The sequence below is a fragment of the Candidatus Binatia bacterium genome (assembly GCA_035631035.1).
In the GTDB taxonomy this organism is placed as follows: domain Bacteria; phylum Eisenbacteria; class RBG-16-71-46; order SZUA-252; family SZUA-252; genus DASQJL01.
In genome coordinates this window covers 1-16,969 of the sequence record DASQJL010000123.1, presented here as the reverse complement: position 1 = coordinate 16,969, position 16,969 = coordinate 1, and the positions used below count along the sequence as shown (strand labels likewise).

17 protein-coding genes and 2 tRNA genes are annotated in these 16,969 nt (G+C 70.9%); 18 read left to right on the top strand and 1 reads right to left on the bottom strand.

The genetic code is table 11. From position 1 onward, the window contains the following. Positions 1–4: 4 nt before the first annotated feature. The 10 genes from VE326_14245 (at position 5) to VE326_14200 (ending at position 8,054) form a co-directional block, all read left to right on the top strand. Entirely contained in the window at positions 5–562 is a 558-nt protein-coding gene (locus VE326_14245; GenBank protein ID HYJ34366.1) for a shikimate kinase, read from the top strand. 16 nt (positions 563–578) lie between these two features. Continuing rightward, positions 579–1,142 carry a 16S rRNA (guanine(966)-N(2))-methyltransferase RsmD gene (gene rsmD, locus VE326_14240; protein ID HYJ34365.1) on the top strand — a complete coding sequence of 188 codons (564 nt, stop codon included), beginning with the start codon at positions 579–581 and terminating at the stop codon, positions 1,140–1,142. Next, positions 1,139–1,624, top strand: coding sequence for a pantetheine-phosphate adenylyltransferase (gene coaD / locus VE326_14235; protein ID HYJ34364.1), 486 nt, complete (start codon positions 1,139–1,141; stop codon positions 1,622–1,624). The genes rsmD and coaD overlap by 4 nt, the downstream gene beginning before the upstream one ends. Then, positions 1,621–2,841, top strand: coding sequence for a pyridoxal phosphate-dependent aminotransferase (locus VE326_14230; GenBank protein HYJ34363.1), 1,221 nt, complete (start codon positions 1,621–1,623; stop codon positions 2,839–2,841). Before coaD ends, VE326_14230 begins: the two co-directional genes overlap by 4 nt. A gap of 27 nt (positions 2,842–2,868) precedes the next feature. Next, a complete protein-coding gene (locus VE326_14225; GenBank protein HYJ34362.1) occupies positions 2,869–3,180 on the top strand; it encodes an FmdB family zinc ribbon protein in 312 nt (103 codons plus the stop codon). Positions 3,181–3,349: 169 nt separating this feature from the next. Beyond that, entirely contained in the window at positions 3,350–4,435 is a 1,086-nt protein-coding gene (locus tag VE326_14220) for an isocitrate/isopropylmalate dehydrogenase family protein (GenBank protein HYJ34361.1), read from the top strand. Between the two features lie 18 nt (positions 4,436–4,453). Then, positions 4,454–5,500 (top strand): GTPase ObgE, encoded by a 1,047-nt coding sequence (gene obgE / locus VE326_14215; protein HYJ34360.1) that lies wholly within the window; start codon positions 4,454–4,456, stop codon positions 5,498–5,500. A 4-nt stretch (positions 5,501–5,504) separates the two neighbouring features. After that, positions 5,505–6,128, top strand: coding sequence for a HEAT repeat domain-containing protein (locus VE326_14210; protein HYJ34359.1), 624 nt, complete (start codon positions 5,505–5,507; stop codon positions 6,126–6,128). Further along, a complete protein-coding gene (locus VE326_14205; GenBank protein ID HYJ34358.1) occupies positions 6,080–7,090 on the top strand; it encodes a DNA-processing protein DprA in 1,011 nt (336 codons plus the stop codon). The genes VE326_14210 and VE326_14205 overlap by 49 nt, the downstream gene beginning before the upstream one ends. A 1-nt stretch (position 7,091) precedes the next feature. Then, a complete protein-coding gene (locus tag VE326_14200; protein HYJ34357.1) occupies positions 7,092–8,054 on the top strand; it encodes a lysophospholipid acyltransferase family protein in 963 nt (320 codons plus the stop codon). On the opposite strand, the gene VE326_14195 is transcribed toward VE326_14200, so the two are convergent. Beyond that, on the bottom strand, positions 8,044–8,361 hold the full coding sequence (locus VE326_14195) for a DUF3467 domain-containing protein (GenBank protein HYJ34356.1): 318 nt from the start codon (positions 8,359–8,361) through the stop codon (positions 8,044–8,046). The genes VE326_14200 and VE326_14195 overlap by 11 nt on opposite strands. A 141-nt stretch (positions 8,362–8,502) precedes the next feature. On the opposite strand from VE326_14195, the gene VE326_14190 reads away from it, so the two are divergent. The 8 genes from VE326_14190 to VE326_14155 all read left to right on the top strand — a co-directional run bounded on the left by VE326_14190 (position 8,503) and on the right by VE326_14155 (position 16,856). Then, a complete protein-coding gene (locus VE326_14190) occupies positions 8,503–10,755 on the top strand; it encodes an ATP-binding protein (protein HYJ34355.1) in 2,253 nt (750 codons plus the stop codon). A 64-nt stretch (positions 10,756–10,819) separates the two neighbouring features. Then, positions 10,820–10,895, top strand: a tRNA-Phe gene (locus VE326_14185). Positions 10,896–10,953: 58 nt separating this feature from the next. Beyond that, a tRNA-Thr gene (locus VE326_14180) sits at positions 10,954–11,029 on the top strand. A 170-nt stretch (positions 11,030–11,199) separates the two neighbouring features. Next, positions 11,200–12,594, top strand: coding sequence for a phosphoglucosamine mutase (gene glmM / locus VE326_14175; protein HYJ34354.1), 1,395 nt, complete (start codon positions 11,200–11,202; stop codon positions 12,592–12,594). Between the two features lie 13 nt (positions 12,595–12,607). Beyond that, positions 12,608–14,437: a glutamine--fructose-6-phosphate transaminase (isomerizing) gene (gene glmS / locus VE326_14170; GenBank protein HYJ34353.1), complete on the top strand. Its 1,830-nt coding sequence runs from the start codon at positions 12,608–12,610 to the stop codon at positions 14,435–14,437. 1 nt (position 14,438) lies between these two features. Next, positions 14,439–14,834 (top strand): RidA family protein, encoded by a 396-nt coding sequence (locus tag VE326_14165; protein ID HYJ34352.1) that lies wholly within the window; start codon positions 14,439–14,441, stop codon positions 14,832–14,834. 43 nt (positions 14,835–14,877) lie between these two features. After that, positions 14,878–15,912 (top strand): selenide, water dikinase SelD, encoded by a 1,035-nt coding sequence (gene selD / locus VE326_14160; GenBank protein ID HYJ34351.1) that lies wholly within the window; start codon positions 14,878–14,880, stop codon positions 15,910–15,912. 389 nt (positions 15,913–16,301) lie between these two features. Then, a complete protein-coding gene (locus tag VE326_14155; protein HYJ34350.1) occupies positions 16,302–16,856 on the top strand; it encodes a hypothetical protein in 555 nt (184 codons plus the stop codon). Positions 16,857–16,969: the final 113 nt, after the last annotated feature.

Sequence of the window (16,969 nt, the reverse complement as noted above, 5' to 3'; positions counted from 1 at the left end):
TTTCATGGCGTCCAATCCGGGAGGAGCCCTGGCCCTCAACGTGGCCTTGATCGGTGTTTCGGGAGCGGGCAAGACCACGGTGGCGCCGCTCGCGGCCGCGCGGCTGGGCTTCCCCTGGGTGGACCTGGACGCCGCGATCGTGGCCGCGACCGGCCGGACCGCCGCCTCCTTCTTCGAAGCGGGGGAAGAGGCGGCGTTCCGCGCGCTCGAGCGCGAGGGGCTGGAGCGCGCGCTGGCGGGCCGGAGGCCGGGCGTGATCCTGGCCTGCGGCGGCGGCCTCGTGACGGAGCCGGAGACGCGCGCGATCCTCCGGGCCAAGGCGTTCGTGGTGTGGCTCAAGGTCACCCCCGCGCGCGCGCTGGCCCGCCTGGGAAGCGGGGGCATCGCGGAGCGGCCGCTGCTGGCGGGAGACGCTCCCGAGGCCCTGGAGCGGCTGCTCCGGGAGCGGGCGCCGCTCTACGAGGGAGCGGCCGACGCGGTGATCGACACCGACGGGCTCACCCCCGACGACGTGGCCGAGCGGGTGGCGGCCCTGTGCCGGCCCGATCCGACGTGGCCCTGAGCGGGCGGGCCGCGTCATGGGGCTGATCCGGGTCGTCGGCGGAGCGCTCCGGGGGCGGCGGATCGCCGTGCCCGAGCGCGGCGTCCGTCCGACGTCGGAGCGGACCCGCGAGGCGATCTTCGACCTCCTGGGGCCGGGGCGCGTTCCCGGCACCCGCGTTCTCGACCTCTATGCGGGGACGGGCGCGCTCGGGATCGAGGCGCTCTCCCGCGGGGCGGTTTCGGCGGACTTCGTGGAGAACGATCCCGCGGCGGCGCGGCGGCTGACCGAGACGCTCGCCAAGCTCGGGCTCTCGGACCGGGCGCGCGTCCATCGGGCCGACCTCGACGGCGGGGAGCTGCCCGAGGACGCGGCGGGACCGTGGGAGATCGTCTTCCTGGATCCGCCGTACGCGGGCGAGGCCGGAGCGAAGTGGCTCGCGGCGCTCGCCGAGGGGGACTGGGCCGCGAACGAGGGTTGGGTGATTCATGAGCGCCGCCGGGCGACCCCCGCCGCGGCGCCGCCGGGGCTCTCGCTCTGGAAGGAGCGGACCTACGGCGATACGACGGTCGCGATCTACCGGAGGGAAGGAGGCGTATGAAGAGCGCGATTTTCGCGGGCACGTTCGACCCCGTCACCAACGGACACGTCGACCTGATCCGGCGGGCGCTTCGCCTGGTGGACCGCCTGACCGTCGCGGTGGCGGCGCGGCCGGAGAAGAAGGTGCTCTTCAGCCAGGAGGAGCGGGTCCTCATGATTCGCGAGGCCGTGCCGGACGAGCCGCGCCTCACGGTGGAGCCGTTCACCGGGCTGCTCGTCCAGTACGCCGAGGCGCGCGGCATCGGCACCATCATCCGCGGGCTCCGCTTCGTCTCCGATTTCGAGTACGAGTTCCAGATGGCCCTGATGAACCGGCGCCTGAGCGGCGCCATCGAAACCCTGTTCCTGATGCCCAGCGAGGACTACACGTTCGTGAATTCGAGCCTGGTGAAAGAGATCGCCCGCCACGGCGGCGACGTCTCCCCCTTCGTTCCCGAGGGCGCCCGGTCGCGCCTGATCGCGGCGCTGGGAGGGAAACGGTGAGCCGCGGCGGAACGGCGGAGACCGGCACGGCGCGACCCCGCGTGAGCGCGCGGGTGCGCGCCCTGAAGCCCTCCGAGACCCTGGCCCTCTCGGCGCGCGCCCGCGAGCTTCGCGCGCGCGGCGAGCGCGTGGTCTCGTTCGCGGCGGGCGAGCCCGACTTCGACACCCCCGTCCACATCCAGGACGCCGCCGTGGAGGCGATCCGCGCGGGGCACCATCGCTACACCGACGTGGGCGGCGTTCCGGCGCTCCGGAGCGCGATCGCGGAGAAGCTCCGGAAGGACAACGGCGTGGCCTACGGGCCGCGTGAGGTCGTGGTCTCGAACGGAGCGAAGCACTCGATCTGGAACGCGCTCTTCGCGCTGCTCGAGCCGGGGGACGAGGTGCTGATCCCCGTGCCCTACTGGGTCAGCTTTCCGGAGATGGTCCGCCTCTGCGGCGGCGAGCCGGTGTTCGTCACGCCCTCGCGCGGCGGCCTCAAGGTCTCGGCCGAGGATCTCGACCGTGCCGCGACGCCGCGATCGCGCGCGCTCATCCTGAACAGCCCGAACAATCCCTCCGGCGCGGTGTACGCGAAGGAAGAGATCGAGGCGATCGCCGAGCTTGCCCGGAAGCGCGATCTGATGGTCGTCTCCGACGAGATCTACGAGCGGCTCGTCTACGGAGCGGCGCGGCACGTCTCGATCGCCTCGATGGGGGAGGACGCGCGAGCGCGCACCGTGCTGGTGAACGGCGTATCCAAGACGTGGGCCATGACCGGGTGGCGGATCGGCTACGCCGCGGCGCCGGCCGAAATCGCCGAGGCGATGGAGCGGCTCCAGGGGCAGTCCACCTCGAACCCCTCGTCCGTCTCGCAGCAGGCCGCGCTCAAGGCGATCACCGGCGACGATGCTCCCGCCCAGGCCATGAAGGAGCGCTTCGAGGCGCGTCGCGACCTGGCGGTCGCGAGGATCGCCCGGATGAAGGGGGTTCGCCTGGCTTCGCCCGAAGGGGCGTTCTACGTCTTTCCCGATTTCTCCGAGCGGATCGCCGCCGCGCGTAACGGCGTCACCGGTTCGGCGCAGCTCTGCGACTACCTGATCGACGAAGCGAGGGTGGTCTGCGTGCCGGGCGCCGCGTTCGGGCTGGAGGGCCACGTCCGGATCTCCTACGCGGTTTCCGAGAAGGATCTCGAGGAAGGGCTCGACCGGATCGCCGACGCGCTGGAGCGGATGTAAGCACCCCACGGGAGGGAGTCGTTTCGGATGCCGACCTACGAGTACGAGTGTTCGAAGTGCGGACATCGCTTCGAGGTGTTCCAGTCGATGTCGGACGAGCCGAAGAAGCGGTGCCCGAAGTGCCGCAGCAAGGTCCGCCGGCTGATCGGGACCGGGGCCGGGATGATCTTCAAGGGCTCCGGGTTCTACGTCACCGACTACCGCTCCGACTCCTATAAGGAACAGAAGAAGAAAGAGTCCGGCGATTCGTCTCACGCGAAGGATCAATCCAAGCCGAAGAGCGACGCGGGCTCGGCCACGAAGAAGAAGCCCAAGACGGGCGGAACTTCCGATTCCTGAGCCGTTTCCCTTTGACGCGCCCGGGCCCCGGTGCTAGCGTGCCGGTATCGCGCCCGGCCACTCGATTCCCCCTCGGACGGCCGCCGCTGTGTTCGGTTCACCCCGATGCAAGTAACAGAACGACAAATGGTTTCGGCGTGAACCTCCACCTTTTTGCAAGAGGGAGCCGATGGCTTACCGCGTGACGCTGATTCCGGGGGATGGGACGGGTCCCGAGCTGGCTGCCGCGACGCGGCGGGTGCTCGAGGCGACCGGCGTCCGGTTCGATTGGGACATCCAGGACGCCGGCATCGACGTCCACAAGAAGGAGGGCACGCCCCTCCCGGCCCGCGTTCTCGAGTCGCTTCGCAAGAATGGCGTCGGGCTGAAGGGGCCGATCACGACACCCGTGGGGACCGGGTTCCGGAGCGTGAACGTCGCGCTCAGGAAGGAGCTCGATCTCTACGCGTGCGAGCGCCCCTGCAAGACTTATCCGGGCGTGCGGTCGCGTTACGACAACGTGGACATCGTCATCATCCGCGAGAACACCGAGGACCTCTACGCCGGGATCGAGTTCGAGCGGGGCACGCCCGGCGAGGCGGCGCTGCGCGCCGTGGTGAAGCTGCAGCTGAATCGCGACATCGACGAGGATGCCGGCGTCTCCATCAAGCCGATCAGCGTCCACGGGTCGACCCGGATCGTGCGCCACGCCTTCCAGTACGCGCGGAAGAACGGCCGCAAGCAGGTCACCGCCGTCCACAAGGCGAACATCATGAAGTTCACCGACGGCCTCTTCCTCGAGGAGGCCCGCCGGGTGGCGCAGGAATTCCCCGACATCGAGTTCAACGACCGCATCGTCGACAACATGTGCATGCAGCTCGTGCAGGTCCCCGAGTCCTACGACGTCCTCGTGCTCCCCAATCTCTACGGCGACATCATCTCCGACCTGGCCGCGGGCCTCGTCGGCGGGCTCGGCGTGGCGCCGGGGGCGAACATCGGGGACAAGGCGGCGCTCTTCGAGCCGACGCACGGCAGCGCTCCCAAGTACACGGGGAAGGACAAGGTCAACCCGCTCGCCATGATCCTGAGCGGGATGCTGATGCTCCGCTACCTGGGCGAGAAGGAAGCGGGCGACCGCCTGGAGCGGGCCATCGCGCGCGTCATCCAGGACGGCCGCCGGGTCACGTACGACATGAAGCCCGATCGCAACGACCCTTCGGCCGTGGGAACCCAGGCCGCGGCGGACGCGGTGATCCAGGCCCTCGACGCGGACTAGGGGAGACGACCGGACGCGATGCTCGCGGATCGCGCCCGCATCGAGGTGATCGCCGGCCGGGGCGGCAACGGCTCGGTCAGCTTTCGACGCGAGAAATACGTGCCCAAGGGCGGACCCGACGGGGGGGACGGCGGGCACGGGGGGAGCGTCGTTCTGCGCGCCAACCCCCATCTGCGGACGCTGCTCGATTTCCAGTCGCGGACGCGGTTCGAGGCGCAGAATGGAGCGCACGGGAGCGGGAACCAGAAATCGGGCCGCTCCGGCGAGGACCTGATCGTCGAGGTTCCCGCGGGGACGCTCGTCGTGGACGACGGGACCGGCGACCGGCTCGCCGACCTCGTCGAAGCGGGAGCGGAATTCATCGCGGCGCGCGGCGGGCGCGGCGGGCGCGGCAACGCGCGGTTCGCGACGCCCACGCGGCAGGCGCCGCGGGAGGCGCAGCCCGGGCGGGCGGGCGAGCAGCGGCGGCTCCGCCTCGAGCTCCGCCTCATCGCGGACGTCGGACTGGTCGGGTTTCCGAACGTCGGCAAGTCGACGCTCCTCGCGCGCGTCACCGCGGCGCGCCCGAAGATCGCCGACTATCCGTTCACGACGCTCGAGCCGCACCTGGGACTGGTACGCGTCGGCGAGGAGCGTAGCTTCGTGATGGCCGATCTGCCGGGCCTGATCGAAGGAGCGCACGAAGGGAAGGGCCTGGGGCACGAGTTCCTCCGCCACGTCTGGCGGACGCGCGTGCTCGCGATTCTGATCGACAGTCTTTCGCCCGATCCGGCCCGCGACCTGGCCGCGCTCCGGCACGAGCTCTCCTCGTATCACGAGGATCTCGCCCGGAAGCCGGCGGTGGTCGCGCTCAGCCGGTCGGACCTCAGTCCGTCGGCAAAGGCGGCGGAGCAGCCGGCGCCGTTTCCGCTCCACGGAGCGCGTTGGGGAGGGTCGATTTCCGGCGTCACGGGCGCCGGCACTCGGGAACTGCTCGAGATCATCTGGACGATGCTCGCCGGCGGCGACACCCTGCCGCCCGAGGGATGGGAACGCGACGAGACCGTCGCGAAGCGCAAGGAGTGAGGCCATGGCTCCCAAGGACGTAGCGAGGCTCTGGGAAGAGCTGCGCCATCGAGACCCCGAAGAGAAGATCGATTGGATCCGCCAGCTCGCCAAGGATCCGACCCCCGACGCCGTCGAGGTGCTGCTGGACGCGCTCGAGCAGGAGAGCTGGTTCCTGCGCGACCAGGCCGCGCACGCGCTCGCCTCGCTGGGCGAGATCGTGCTCGGGCCGCTCGTGGAGCGGCTCGATTCCGGCCTCTGGTACACGCGCGCGGCGGCCGCCGCGGCCCTCGGACGCATGGGCGCTCCCGAATCCGCCCCGGCGCTGGCCGCAACCCTGCGGGATCCGAACCGCACCGTGCGGGACGCCGCGTGGGACGCGCTGTCCGCCCTTTCCCGCTCCGACCTCGCGGCGCACTCGGTCGCCGACGCGATCGCGGCGCTCCCGGAACGCGCGCGGCGATTCGCCCTCGACGGGCTCTATGCGCGCGACGATCAGGCGGCCGATCGCGTCGCGGCGCTGATCGCCGATCCCGCGCTCCGCGCCGCCGCCGAACGCGCGGGCTTGGCGCAGGCGGCGGGGGACGACGACGGGCTCTCGTGGCTCGACGTCGTGGGGAACGACCCGGAGCCTCGCTCCGCGCGCTGAGCCGGCGGCACGGCATGCGGATCGAGGACAGGGATCGTGCGGTTCGGATCGGCGATCCCGGCTATCCCGAGCGGCTGCGCGATCTCTCGCATCCGCCCGACCCGGCGTTTCTCAGCGGCCCGTGGGATCACGACGGGCTCGTGGTCGCCATCGTCGGGTCGCGGGGCGCCCAGGATGACGGGCTGGAGATGGCGCGCTGCCTCGCGGGAGATCTCGCCCGCGAGGGCGTCGCGATCGTGAGCGGCCTGGCCGAGGGGATCGACGCCGCCGCGCACCAGGGGGCGCTGCTCGCGGGAGGCCGCACCGCCGCGGTCCTCGGCACGCCGCTCGATCGGACCTATCCCCGCCGCCCGGGCCAGCTCCAGCGTCGCGTGGCCGAATCGCTCGGCCTGATGAGCGAGATCCCTCCCGGTGCCCACGCGACCCGCGGCACCTTCTCCACCCGGAACCGGCTCATCGCCGCTCTCGCCCACGCCGTCATCCTCGTGCAGGGAGGGGAGGGGAGCGGAGCGCTCCGCACCGTGGAGGCCGCCGAAGCGCTGGGACGGCCGGTCGGCGCCGTGCCGTGGCACGCCGACGAGCCGCTCGCGGCGGCCCCGCACGCCCTGATCCGCGCGAGGCGCGCGGTCCTCGTTCGCCATGCGGAAGACGTGCTGGACCTCCTGGAGCGAACGCCGTCTCCGGCGCTGGTCGCGGCGCGCGCGGCGCGCGCCATCGGACGCCGCCGCGGCGCAGCGGCGGACGAAGCCGGCGAGGCGGCAGCCGGGACGGTCGAGCCCGAGGGCGCTCACCAGCGGCGCGTCCTGGCCGGCCTGGGCCGGCGCGCCCAGCCGCTCGACGTCGTCGCGGCGCGCGCCTCGTTGAGCGCGGCCGAGACCTCCGCCGCGCTGCTCTCGCTCGAGCTGGCCGGGGTCGCGCGCCGCGAGCCGGGCGGCCGCTTCCGCCTCGCGCGCACGCCCTGACGTGGGCCGCCGCCGCCCCTTCCGCCGCACCCGCCAGCGTCTCGAGCTCCTCCTCCTTCGCGCCGCGGGACGCTACGCGCGCTGGGTCTCGTTCGAGCGCGCGAGCGACACCGGTGCTGCGGCCGGCGCGCTCGCGGCCGGCCTGCTGGCCCGGCGCCGGCGCGTGGCCGAGGAGAATCTCCGCCGCTCGCTGGGCGAGCATCCCTCCGGCAGCACGCCCGAGGCGCTCGCGCGCGAGGCCTTCCGCCAGCTCGGCCGCTCCTTCTTCGAGTTCCTGGCCCTGCCCGCCCAGGAGCCGGGCGACCTCCTCGCGCGCGTCGAGTTCGTGGGATGGGAGCCGATCCTGTCGCGCGTCCGGGAAGGGAAGGGCGCGATCATGGTCACCGCGCACTTCGGAAACTGGGAGCTGCTCGGCGCGGCGTTCGGGATGCTGACGGGAGGGAGGGTCAAGTACCTGCTGCCCGCGCAGACCAACGAAGGGTCGGATCGCTACCTGAACGAGGTCCGCCGCAAGCTGGGCATCGAGCCGCTCACGATCGGCTACGGGATGCGGAGCGGGCTCCGCGCGCTTCGCGAGGGCTCGTTCCTCGGCATGCTCCCCGACCAGGACGCGCGCAAGGCGGGGATCCACGTCCCGTTCTTCGGGAAGGCTGCCTCCACGCACACCGGTCCCGCGCGCCTGGCCGCGCGCACGGGCGCGCCGATCGGCGTCGGGGTGATCGAGCGCACGGGGCGCGGGAGGTTCCGCGCGCGGCTCCGCCGCGTTCTCGTTCCCGATCCGCGCGCCCCGGAAGAGGCGGAGGTGGAGCGGCTGACGCGGGAGATGACCGCGGAGATCGAGGCGGCGATCCGGGAGCGCCCCGACCACTGGTACTGGATCCACCGGCGGTGGAAGACCCCGCCGCCTGACCGCAGCGCCGCGGCGACGACGGCGCCCGCCGCCACGACGCCCGCTACGACGTGAACCCGATCCCCTTCGACGCTTCGGGATTCATCGTGGGGATCTTTCCGAACTGGGCTTCGTACTTCCGCACGTTGTCCTCGAGCGCGGCGAGGAGCCCGCGCACGTTCGGCGGCGTCATGACGATCCGGGCGAAGATCTTCGACTTGGGCGTCCCCGGGAGGACGCGCGCGAAGTCGAGCACGAACTCCGACAGGGAGTGGCCGATCACCACGAAGTTCGAGTAGATCCCCTCCGCCTCCTTCTCCCCCAGCTCCACGTTGATCTGCGTCGGCGGCCCGGCCGGCTGCGGCGGCTTCTTCGCGTCCATTTGCAACCCTCCTGTTTGCAAGCAATTAGCGGCTCGTAACGGCCTCAAGATAAGTCCCCGGGTGCCGTAAATCAACCTGTAGGTGTGTCTTGGGTCCGCCGTTCGGCGGCGCCGGCGACCGTGACAGGACGGGAGGACGTGATGGGTTCGAAGCGGCGGACGGGCGGCGGCAGAAGCGAGGTGGATGCGACAGCCGATGCGGTGATCATCGCCGAGTGGAAGCGCTTCGCGGCGCGGAAGCTCGGATCGTCCGACCGGGTCGTCGAGGGAAACTGCTTCCTGGACGCGCCGCCCTGTCCCTTCGACGCCCGCGCTTCGTTCGAGGAACGCTTCGCCACCGACTGCGTCCGGTGCGTGCGTCTGCGGCGCGCCGCCGCTCAGGTCGAAACCTCCCCGCCGGAAGGCGCGGGCGCGATCCCCACACTGGGCCTTCTCCTCCGCCTCCACGAGGCGTCGCAAGGGTCGGGCTCGGGTGCCGGTGCGCTCCCGCCTTCCTCCGAGGACGACGGGTCGCGCTTCGGCGCGGCCTCGATCCTGCTGCGCGCGCTTCCGATGCTGCACGCAGCCTCCGGGCTCCGCCGCACCGCGCGCGTGCTCGCCGCTTCCATTGCCGGGGCCTTCTCGGACGTGATCGACACCGTGCTCTTCTTCGACGCCCTCGGGGAGGCCAACACGCTCCGGCTGGAGTGCGCGTTCCGCCGCGCCGACGTCGGGATCCCGGTCGGGGACCGGGACGGCTTTCTCGACGTGGAGCTGCTCGCGGCCGGCGGCGCCTTCGACGGCGAGGTGTTCGACCGGCTGCGCGAGCAGACGATCCCGCTGGACCAGGACCGCGACCTCCTTTCCGACGCGGTCTTCGAAGGCCGCACCACCGTGGTCGCGCACCCGGCGCGCGAATTCCGGCTCCCAACGCTTCTCGTGGACCATCTCCCCGACGCCCCCGTCGCGGTGATGCCGGTCTTCGGCCGGGAGCGCGTGCGCGGGATCCTGGTCGTCTCCGCGGCACCCGGGATCGGCGGCTTCACGTCGGACCAGATGGAGCTTCTGATGGCGGCCGCCACGCAGGCGGGGATGGCGCTCGAGGGCGCCTCGCTGCTCGACCTGGCGCGTCGCCGCGGCGGCGGGCTGCACGCGATCTACGATCTCCTGGCTACGCTCCTGAAGCACGCGGGAGGCGAGCCCAGCCTGGACGCCTCGCTGCGCGCCCTGGCCGACGTGACCGAGTCGAGCCACGGGATCGCTTGGGCACGCGGCGCGGACGGCGTCCTGGGGCTCACCGCCGTGGTGGGGCGCCCCGAGGCCGGCGAGAGCGAGCTGCGCGAGATGGGCGAGACCTTCCGCCATTGGTTCGAGGCCGATCCCAAGCCGATGCTTCTCGACCGGATCGGGGAGGACCCGCGCTTCGGCGGCGCCGTGCCCGAGGGTTGGGGCTCGTCGCTGGCCGTGCCGCTCCGCCACGAGGACCGGCTCTGGGGCGTCTTCCTCCTGATCCGCGAGATGCGCGCGGGCGCCGAGCCGAGCGCGCTTCCGTTCGACCTCGAGGACGCCGCTCTCGGAATCCTGATCGCCGCCGTCGCGTCGCTCGCGCGCACGCGCGAAGCGGGGCTGGAATCGGTGCATCGCGCCGAGCGCCGCCTGCGCGACGCCGAGTCGCAGCTGCGCCACGTGGAGAAGGTCGCCGTGGTGGGGGAGCGCGGCATCCAGATCGCCCAGGAGATCCGGAACCCTGTCGCGGCCATCTCCGGGTTCGCCAAGCGCGTGCTGCACGCGCTGCCCGAGGGCGACGAAAATCGCGAGTATCTCGAGATCATCCTGCGCGAGGCCGACCGCCTCGAGCGGGTGCTCGCCGAGCAGATCGCGCTCGCCCAGCTCACGCGGCCGCGCCTCAAGCTGCAGAGCCTGAACACCGTCGTGCAGGAGGCGCTCGAGCTCTCCTCGGAGGATCTCGTCCGGCGGCGGGTCCGCCTGCTGAAGCGCCTGGGCCCCGATCTCCCCAGCCTCCTCATCGATCCGGACAAGATCCGGCAGGTGCTCTCGAACGTGCTCCGCTACGCGCTCCAGTCGGTGCCCAGCGGCGGGCGCGTGCGCGTCGAGACGCGAACCGGGGTGGGCGTCGTGCAGGCGGAGGTCGCGCACGACGGGCCGAAGGTGGCGGGAGAGTCGCTGGACCGGCTCTTCGTGCCCTTCTCGACCTCGCGGCGCTACGGCGCCGGCGTGGGGTTGGCCGTGGCCTACCAGATGGTGCGGGAGCACGGCGGGGAGATCCGGGCCCGAAGCGAGGGGGACTGGAGCAGCATCGTGACGATCTACCTGCCGGTGCGCGAGAATCAGGACCGCCGCGCCCGTCCCGATCGCCGCGCCGGCCGCAACGACCGACGCCGCCGCATGGCGTGAGCGCCGGTGCGGGGTCGGTGCCGTTGACCCTCGGCCGCGCCCATGCTAGAGTTCTCGACCGGCTGCGACCCTAGCTCAGTTGGTAGAGCACCACACTGAAAATGTGGGTGTCCGCAGTTCGATTCTGCGGGGTCGCACCACTTTTTTTATTCGCGAGGAGCTCCCGCGGCAACCCTTCGCGACGATGCAACGAGTTCAGCTGGTGTAGCTCAGCTGGTAGAGCAACGCACTCGTAATGCGTAGGTCACCGGTTCGATTCCGGTCACCAGCTCCATCTCCGGGTCGGCCGGCCCTGACTCCTCGGCCGTTCGCAGGGATCCAGACCGCGACGCCGCGCGCCCCCGCACGGGGGCCGCGGCGCACGCGTGGGGCGTTCCGCCCCGGGGCTTCGATCCGCGTGGGGCGGACCGGAGCCCCGCGAACCGCTCCCCACGGGAGGCACCGGTGACGGCCGATCCGCTGCAGGGCCTCATGGTCAGCGCCTCGGGCGTTCGGGGGATCGTGGGGGAGCGCCTCACCCCCGAGGTCGTGACCCGCGTGACCGCGGCGCACGCCTCCATGCTCCAGCCCGGGCCGATCGTCGTGGGGCGCGATTCGCGCCCGAGCGGCGCCTGGGTCCTGCGCGCCGCCGAGGCGGCGCTGCTCGCCGCGGGACGCGACGTCATCGACGTCGGCATCGCGCCCACCCCGACCATCCTCTTCGCCATCAAGCACCACGGCGCCGCGGGCGGCCTCGCGATCACGGCCAGCCACAATCCCGCTCCCTGGAACGCGCTCAAGCTGTTCGGCCCCGGCGGGACCTTCCTCGCGCCCGCCGCGGCGGAATCCGTCGCCCGTCGCGCCCGCGAGGGGGGCTTCGCGTGGGTGACGGCCGAGCGCGTCGGCGCGATCGAGGAGGATCAGGACGCGATCACCCGTCATCGCGACGCCATCCTCGCCCTTCCCGGCTTCGATCTCGCGAAGATCCGCGCCCGGCGCTTCCGCGTGGCCGTGGACTGCGTGAATGGGGCCGGCTCGATCGCGACTCCGGCGCTGCTGCGGGCCCTCGGATGCGAGGTGACGGCGATCCACTGCACGCCCGACGGGCGCTTCCCGCGCGTCCCCGAGCCGCTCCCCGAGAATCTCGGCGACTTGGGCGCCGCGGTCCGCTCGGCGCGCGCCGCCGTCGGCCTGGCGAACGACCCCGATGCCGACCGGCTCGCCATCGTGGACGAGACGGGCGCTCCGATCGGCGAAGAGCGCACGCTGCAGATTGCCGTCGACTGGGCCCTGGCGCGGAAGCCGGGCGCGGTGGTGGTGAACGCCTCGACCTCGATGGGGATCGACGCGATCGCCGGCCGTCACGGCGCGGTGGTGCACCGCTCGCGCGTCGGCGAGGCGCACGTCGCCGAAGAGCTGGGGAAGCGCGGCGGGGTGATCGGCGGCGAGGGAAACGGCGGGGTGATCTATCCCGCGCTCCACGCCACGCGCGACGCGCTTCTCGGAGCGGTGATCGTTCTCGACTGGATGGCCGGCGATCCGCGGCCCCTGTCGCAGCGGATCGCCGAGGAGATGCCGCCGCTGGTCATGGTGAAGCGGAAGCTGGATCTCCGCATCCAAGACGCCGCGGCCCTCGAGGTTTCCCTGCGCGACGCGTTCCCGGACGGCGAGCGCAATACGCTGGACGGCGAAAAATACCTCTGGGAAGATGGGTGGGTTCAAGTACGCGCCTCCGGCACGGAGCCGATCGTGCGCATTCTGGCTGAAGCCCGGACTCAGGAACGCGCGGACGCGCTCGCCGCGCGTGCCGCCGAGGCCGCGGCGAAGTCCCAACCCGCGCCCGCCACGGTTCGCGGGTAGAAGGGGTTCTTCCATGTGCGGCATCGTCGGGTACGTCGGAGATCAGGAGTCGCTTCCCATCCTCCTCGAGGGCCTTCGCCGCCTCGAGTATCGCGGCTATGACTCGGCCGGCGTCGCCATCCTGAACGGCGGCGGGATCAAGATCCAGAAAGCGGCAGGGAAGATCAGCGTGCTCGAGGGACTCCTCGGCGAGGACCCCAGCCACGGCACGCTCGGCATCGCGCACACGCGCTGGGCGACGCACGGCGAGCCCAACACCAAGAACGCCCATCCCCACACCGACTGCAAGGGCAAGATCGCGGTGGTCCACAACGGGATCATCGAGAACTACGCCACGCTGAAGCGCGCCCTCGAGGGCGAGGGGCACCGGTTCACGACCGACACCGACACCGAGGTCATCGCCCACCTGATCGAGAAGTTCTATCAGGGAAATCTGGAGAAGGCGGTGGCGCAGGCGCTGCGTCTTTTGACCGGCACCTACGGCATCGCGGCGATCTGCTCCGACGAGCCGCGCAAGATCGTCGGCGCGCGCCACGGGAGCCCGCTCGTCGTGGGGGTCTGCGACAACAACCAGTACATCCTCGCCTCGGACGTCTCCGCGGTGATCCGCCACACGAACCAGGTGGTCTACCTCGACGACGAGGAGATGGTCGTCCTGACCCCCGACGGGGTCAAGACCACGACCGTCGGCGAAGTCGCGGTGTCGAAGAAGGTCGAGACCGTGGACTGGGATCTCGAGCAGATCGAGAAGGCGGGCTACGACCACTTCATGCTCAAGGAGATCTTCGAGCAGCCGCAGTCGCTCCGGAACGGGTTGCGCGGCCGCCTCATGGTCGCCGAGGGGAGCGCGCGGCTCGGCGGCCTCAACATGAGCGAGCGCGAGCTGCGCCAGATCGAGCGCGTCGTGATCCTGGCGTGCGGCACGTCGTGGCACTCCGGCCTGATCGGGGAATACCTGATCGAAGAGCTGGCCCGGATTCCCGTCGAGGTGGAGTACGCCTCCGAGTTCCGCTACCGCAACCCCATCCTCCGCCCCGGCACGGTCGTGCTCGCCGTCTCCCAGTCGGGGGAGACCGCCGACACGCTGGCCGCGATGCGCGAGGCGAAGCGGAAGGGCGCGCGGGTGCTGGGGATCTGCAACGTCGTGGGCTCCACCATCGCGCGCGAGTCGGACGGCGGCGTCTACATTCACGCCGGCCCCGAGATCGGCGTCGCCTCGACCAAGGCGTTCACGTCGCAGGTGGCCGCGCTCGCGCTGCTGACGCTGTATCTCGGACGCCTGGGCGAGCTCTCGCCCGAGCTGGGCGCCGAGCTCACGCGCGAGCTCTCGACCATTCCCGACAAGATGGAGCGCATCCTGGCCAACGCCGATGCGATCCGCTCGATCGCCAGGGCGTACGCGCATCACAACAATTTCCTCTACCTCGGCCGCGGCGTGAACTTCCCGGTCGCGCTCGAGGGGGCGCTCAAGCTCAAGGAGATCTCCTACATCCACGCCGAGGGCTATCCCGCCGCGGAGATGAAGCACGGCCCGATCGCCCTGATCGACGAGAACATGCCGGTCGTCTTCATCTGCACGCAGGACTCGGCCTACGAGAAGGTGCTGAGCAACATGGAGGAGGTCCGCGCGCGGAAGGGGAAGATCATCGCGGTCGCGTGCGAGGGCGACGAGGTGGTGGCCCAGAAGGCCGACCACGTGCTCTTTGTGCCGCACGCGCTCGGGCCCCTGATGCCGCTGCTCGCGGTCATTCCGCTCCAGCTCCTCGCCTACTACATCGCGGTGGAGCGCGGCTGCGACGTGGATCAGCCGCGGAACCTGGCCAAGAGCGTCACGGTCGAATAACTTGAGCGACGGCGTCCTCAAGACGACGGATGCGCCCGCCGCCATCGGCCCCTACGTCCAGGGCCGCTCCGGCGCCCTCTCCGGCCGCTGGATCATCACCTCCGGCCAGATCGGCCTCGACCCCAAGACGGGAAACATGGTGGGGGGAGGCGTCGCGGCCGAGACGGAACGGGTGCTCGCCAATCTCCGCGCCGTGCTCGAGGCGGGCGGCGCTTCGCTCGCCGACGTCGTCAAGACGACGGTCTTTCTCGCCGACATGGACGAGTTCGCCGCGATGAACGAGGTCTACGCGCGCGCTTTCTCCGATCCCAAGCCCGCCCGTTCCACGGTGGCCGTGAGCCGGCTGCCGAAAGACGCCCGCGTCGAAATCGAGGTCTGGGCCTTCATCGCCCCCTGATCGGGCCCGGCAACCCCAACCCGTGAGTCATACCCGCCAGGATATTCACCGGCTCACGGAGCAGGTGTCCTGCGCGGGTTGAGCCGCCAAGCTGGGTCCGGAGGACCTGCGACAGGCTCTGTCGTCCTTGCCCCGCGCGAAGAAGATCGCCGGCCTTCTCGTCGGTCCCGAAACCTGGGACGACGCGGGCGTGTTCCGGTTGTCGCCCACGCGCGCCCTCGTCCAGACCGTGGACTTCATCACGCCCGTCGTGAACGATCCGTTCGATTTCGGCCGGATCGCCGCGGCGAACGCGATGAGCGACGTCTACGCCATGGGCGGAACGCCGCTCACCGCGCTCTCCATCGTCTGCTATCCCGAGAAGGGGGACATGGGCGTGCTGGGGGAGATCCTGCGAGGCGGTGCCGAAGCCCTCGCGCACGCGAGGGTCGCCCTGGTGGGGGGCCACACCGTGCGCGACCCGGAGATCAAGTTCGGCTTCGCGGTCACGGGCGAGGTGCATCCCAAGAAGATCGTGACCAACGCCGGCGCGAAACGCGGCGACCTGCTGGTGCTTACCAAGCCGCTCGGCATCGGCATCCTGGCCACGGCCCTGAAGCGACGGCTCTTGCCGGATGAGGACCTCGCGCGGATGACCGCGCAGCTCGTCACCGTCAATCGCGCGGCGGGAGAAATGATGCATACGGCGGGCGCGTCCGCCGCCACCGACGTGACGGGGTTCGGATTGCTGGGGCATGCGCTGAACGTCGCGCGCGCGAGCAAAAAGACGCTCCGGATCTGGAGCGGCGTCGTGCCGGTGCTGCCTCGCGTTCTGGATTTCGCCCGTGACGGCGTGGCGCCGGCGGGGCTTCGATCCAATCTCGCGTACGCCTCGCCCTTCGTTCAGTTCGACGAGGGCGTGCCCGAGACACTCCGGATGGCGCTGGCCGATCCCCAGACGTCGGGCGGATTGCTGATCGCGATCGCCCCCAAGAAGGCCGCGGCGCTGATGAAGGCCTTGAAGCGCGCCAAGGTGGACGCCGCCGTGATCGGGGAAACTCTGGCCAAGGGGAAGGCCCCCCTGGAGGTCGCCGGATGAGCAGGAGCATTCGCCTCGCTGCCCTCATCGCCATGATGGTGTTCCTGACCGCGACGTTGGCGCGTGCGGAGGCTCCCCCGGACTCCCTGGCGACGGACTCGCGGGCGACGGACTCCTTGGCAGGGATGCCGACCTCGATTCGAGTTCTGCTGGACAACGGAACCGAGCTGAGAGCTCAGCGAGTGCGGGTCGGTTCCATGGGTAATCTCCGGCTGGCTCTCGATAGCGGACGGGATTCGGTCGTGGCGGCGAGCCGAGTGCGCCGGATCGAAGACGAAAAGGGCCGGGACCGGACTCACGAGGTTCTCGTCGAAGAGAAGGGCCTCCGTGTCGGTGGCCCGGGCCCCAGGAATCGGGATGACCCGCCACCGAGCGCCGCGCGCTGGCTCATGAGCGCCCATGCGAGCGCGGCGAACCCCGCGGGCAACTTCAGGCACTTTGGCGCGAACGGCTATGCGTTGGATGCCGGCATCGAACGGCGAACCCGGCGCCACGAAAGCTACGGGATCCGGCTCGATTTCGCGGACTTCGGGGGCGATGAAGGGTTCGAGGAGCTGCTGGCGAGCACCTATCCCGGCGGCCCCGATCAGCTCCAATACCGCTTTCTTGGCGTCAGCCTCTTCTCGCGCTACTTCTTCCTGCCCGATCGCAGAGTGAATCCCTTCCTCCTCGGGACCCTCGGCGTGGGGAACCTCCGTGTCACGTTATCGGGTCATGGCGAAAGGGGAACATCCTCGGGCGTCTCGACCTCCGGCGAGGTGGGCCTCGGTCTGGCGGTTCGACTCGCCCAATCCCTCGATGTCGAGTTCCTGGGATCGTATGGGGGCATGGGCTCGGGCCGGAGATTCTTGAGGACGCCAAGCGTGAGCATCGGCCTGGAGGGGAAGCCGCAGTACTTTCGATTCACGTCAGGGCTCGTCCACCGATTCGGTCCGAGCCGCTAGCCCCTTCGCTCCGAAGGGAGCCTAGGCCCTCGGAGATGCCGCAGCACCTGATCGAGCCGCTCCCCGACGCTCCCCCGAACCTCGATGCACGCAACGCCAAGATTCCAGGCGTC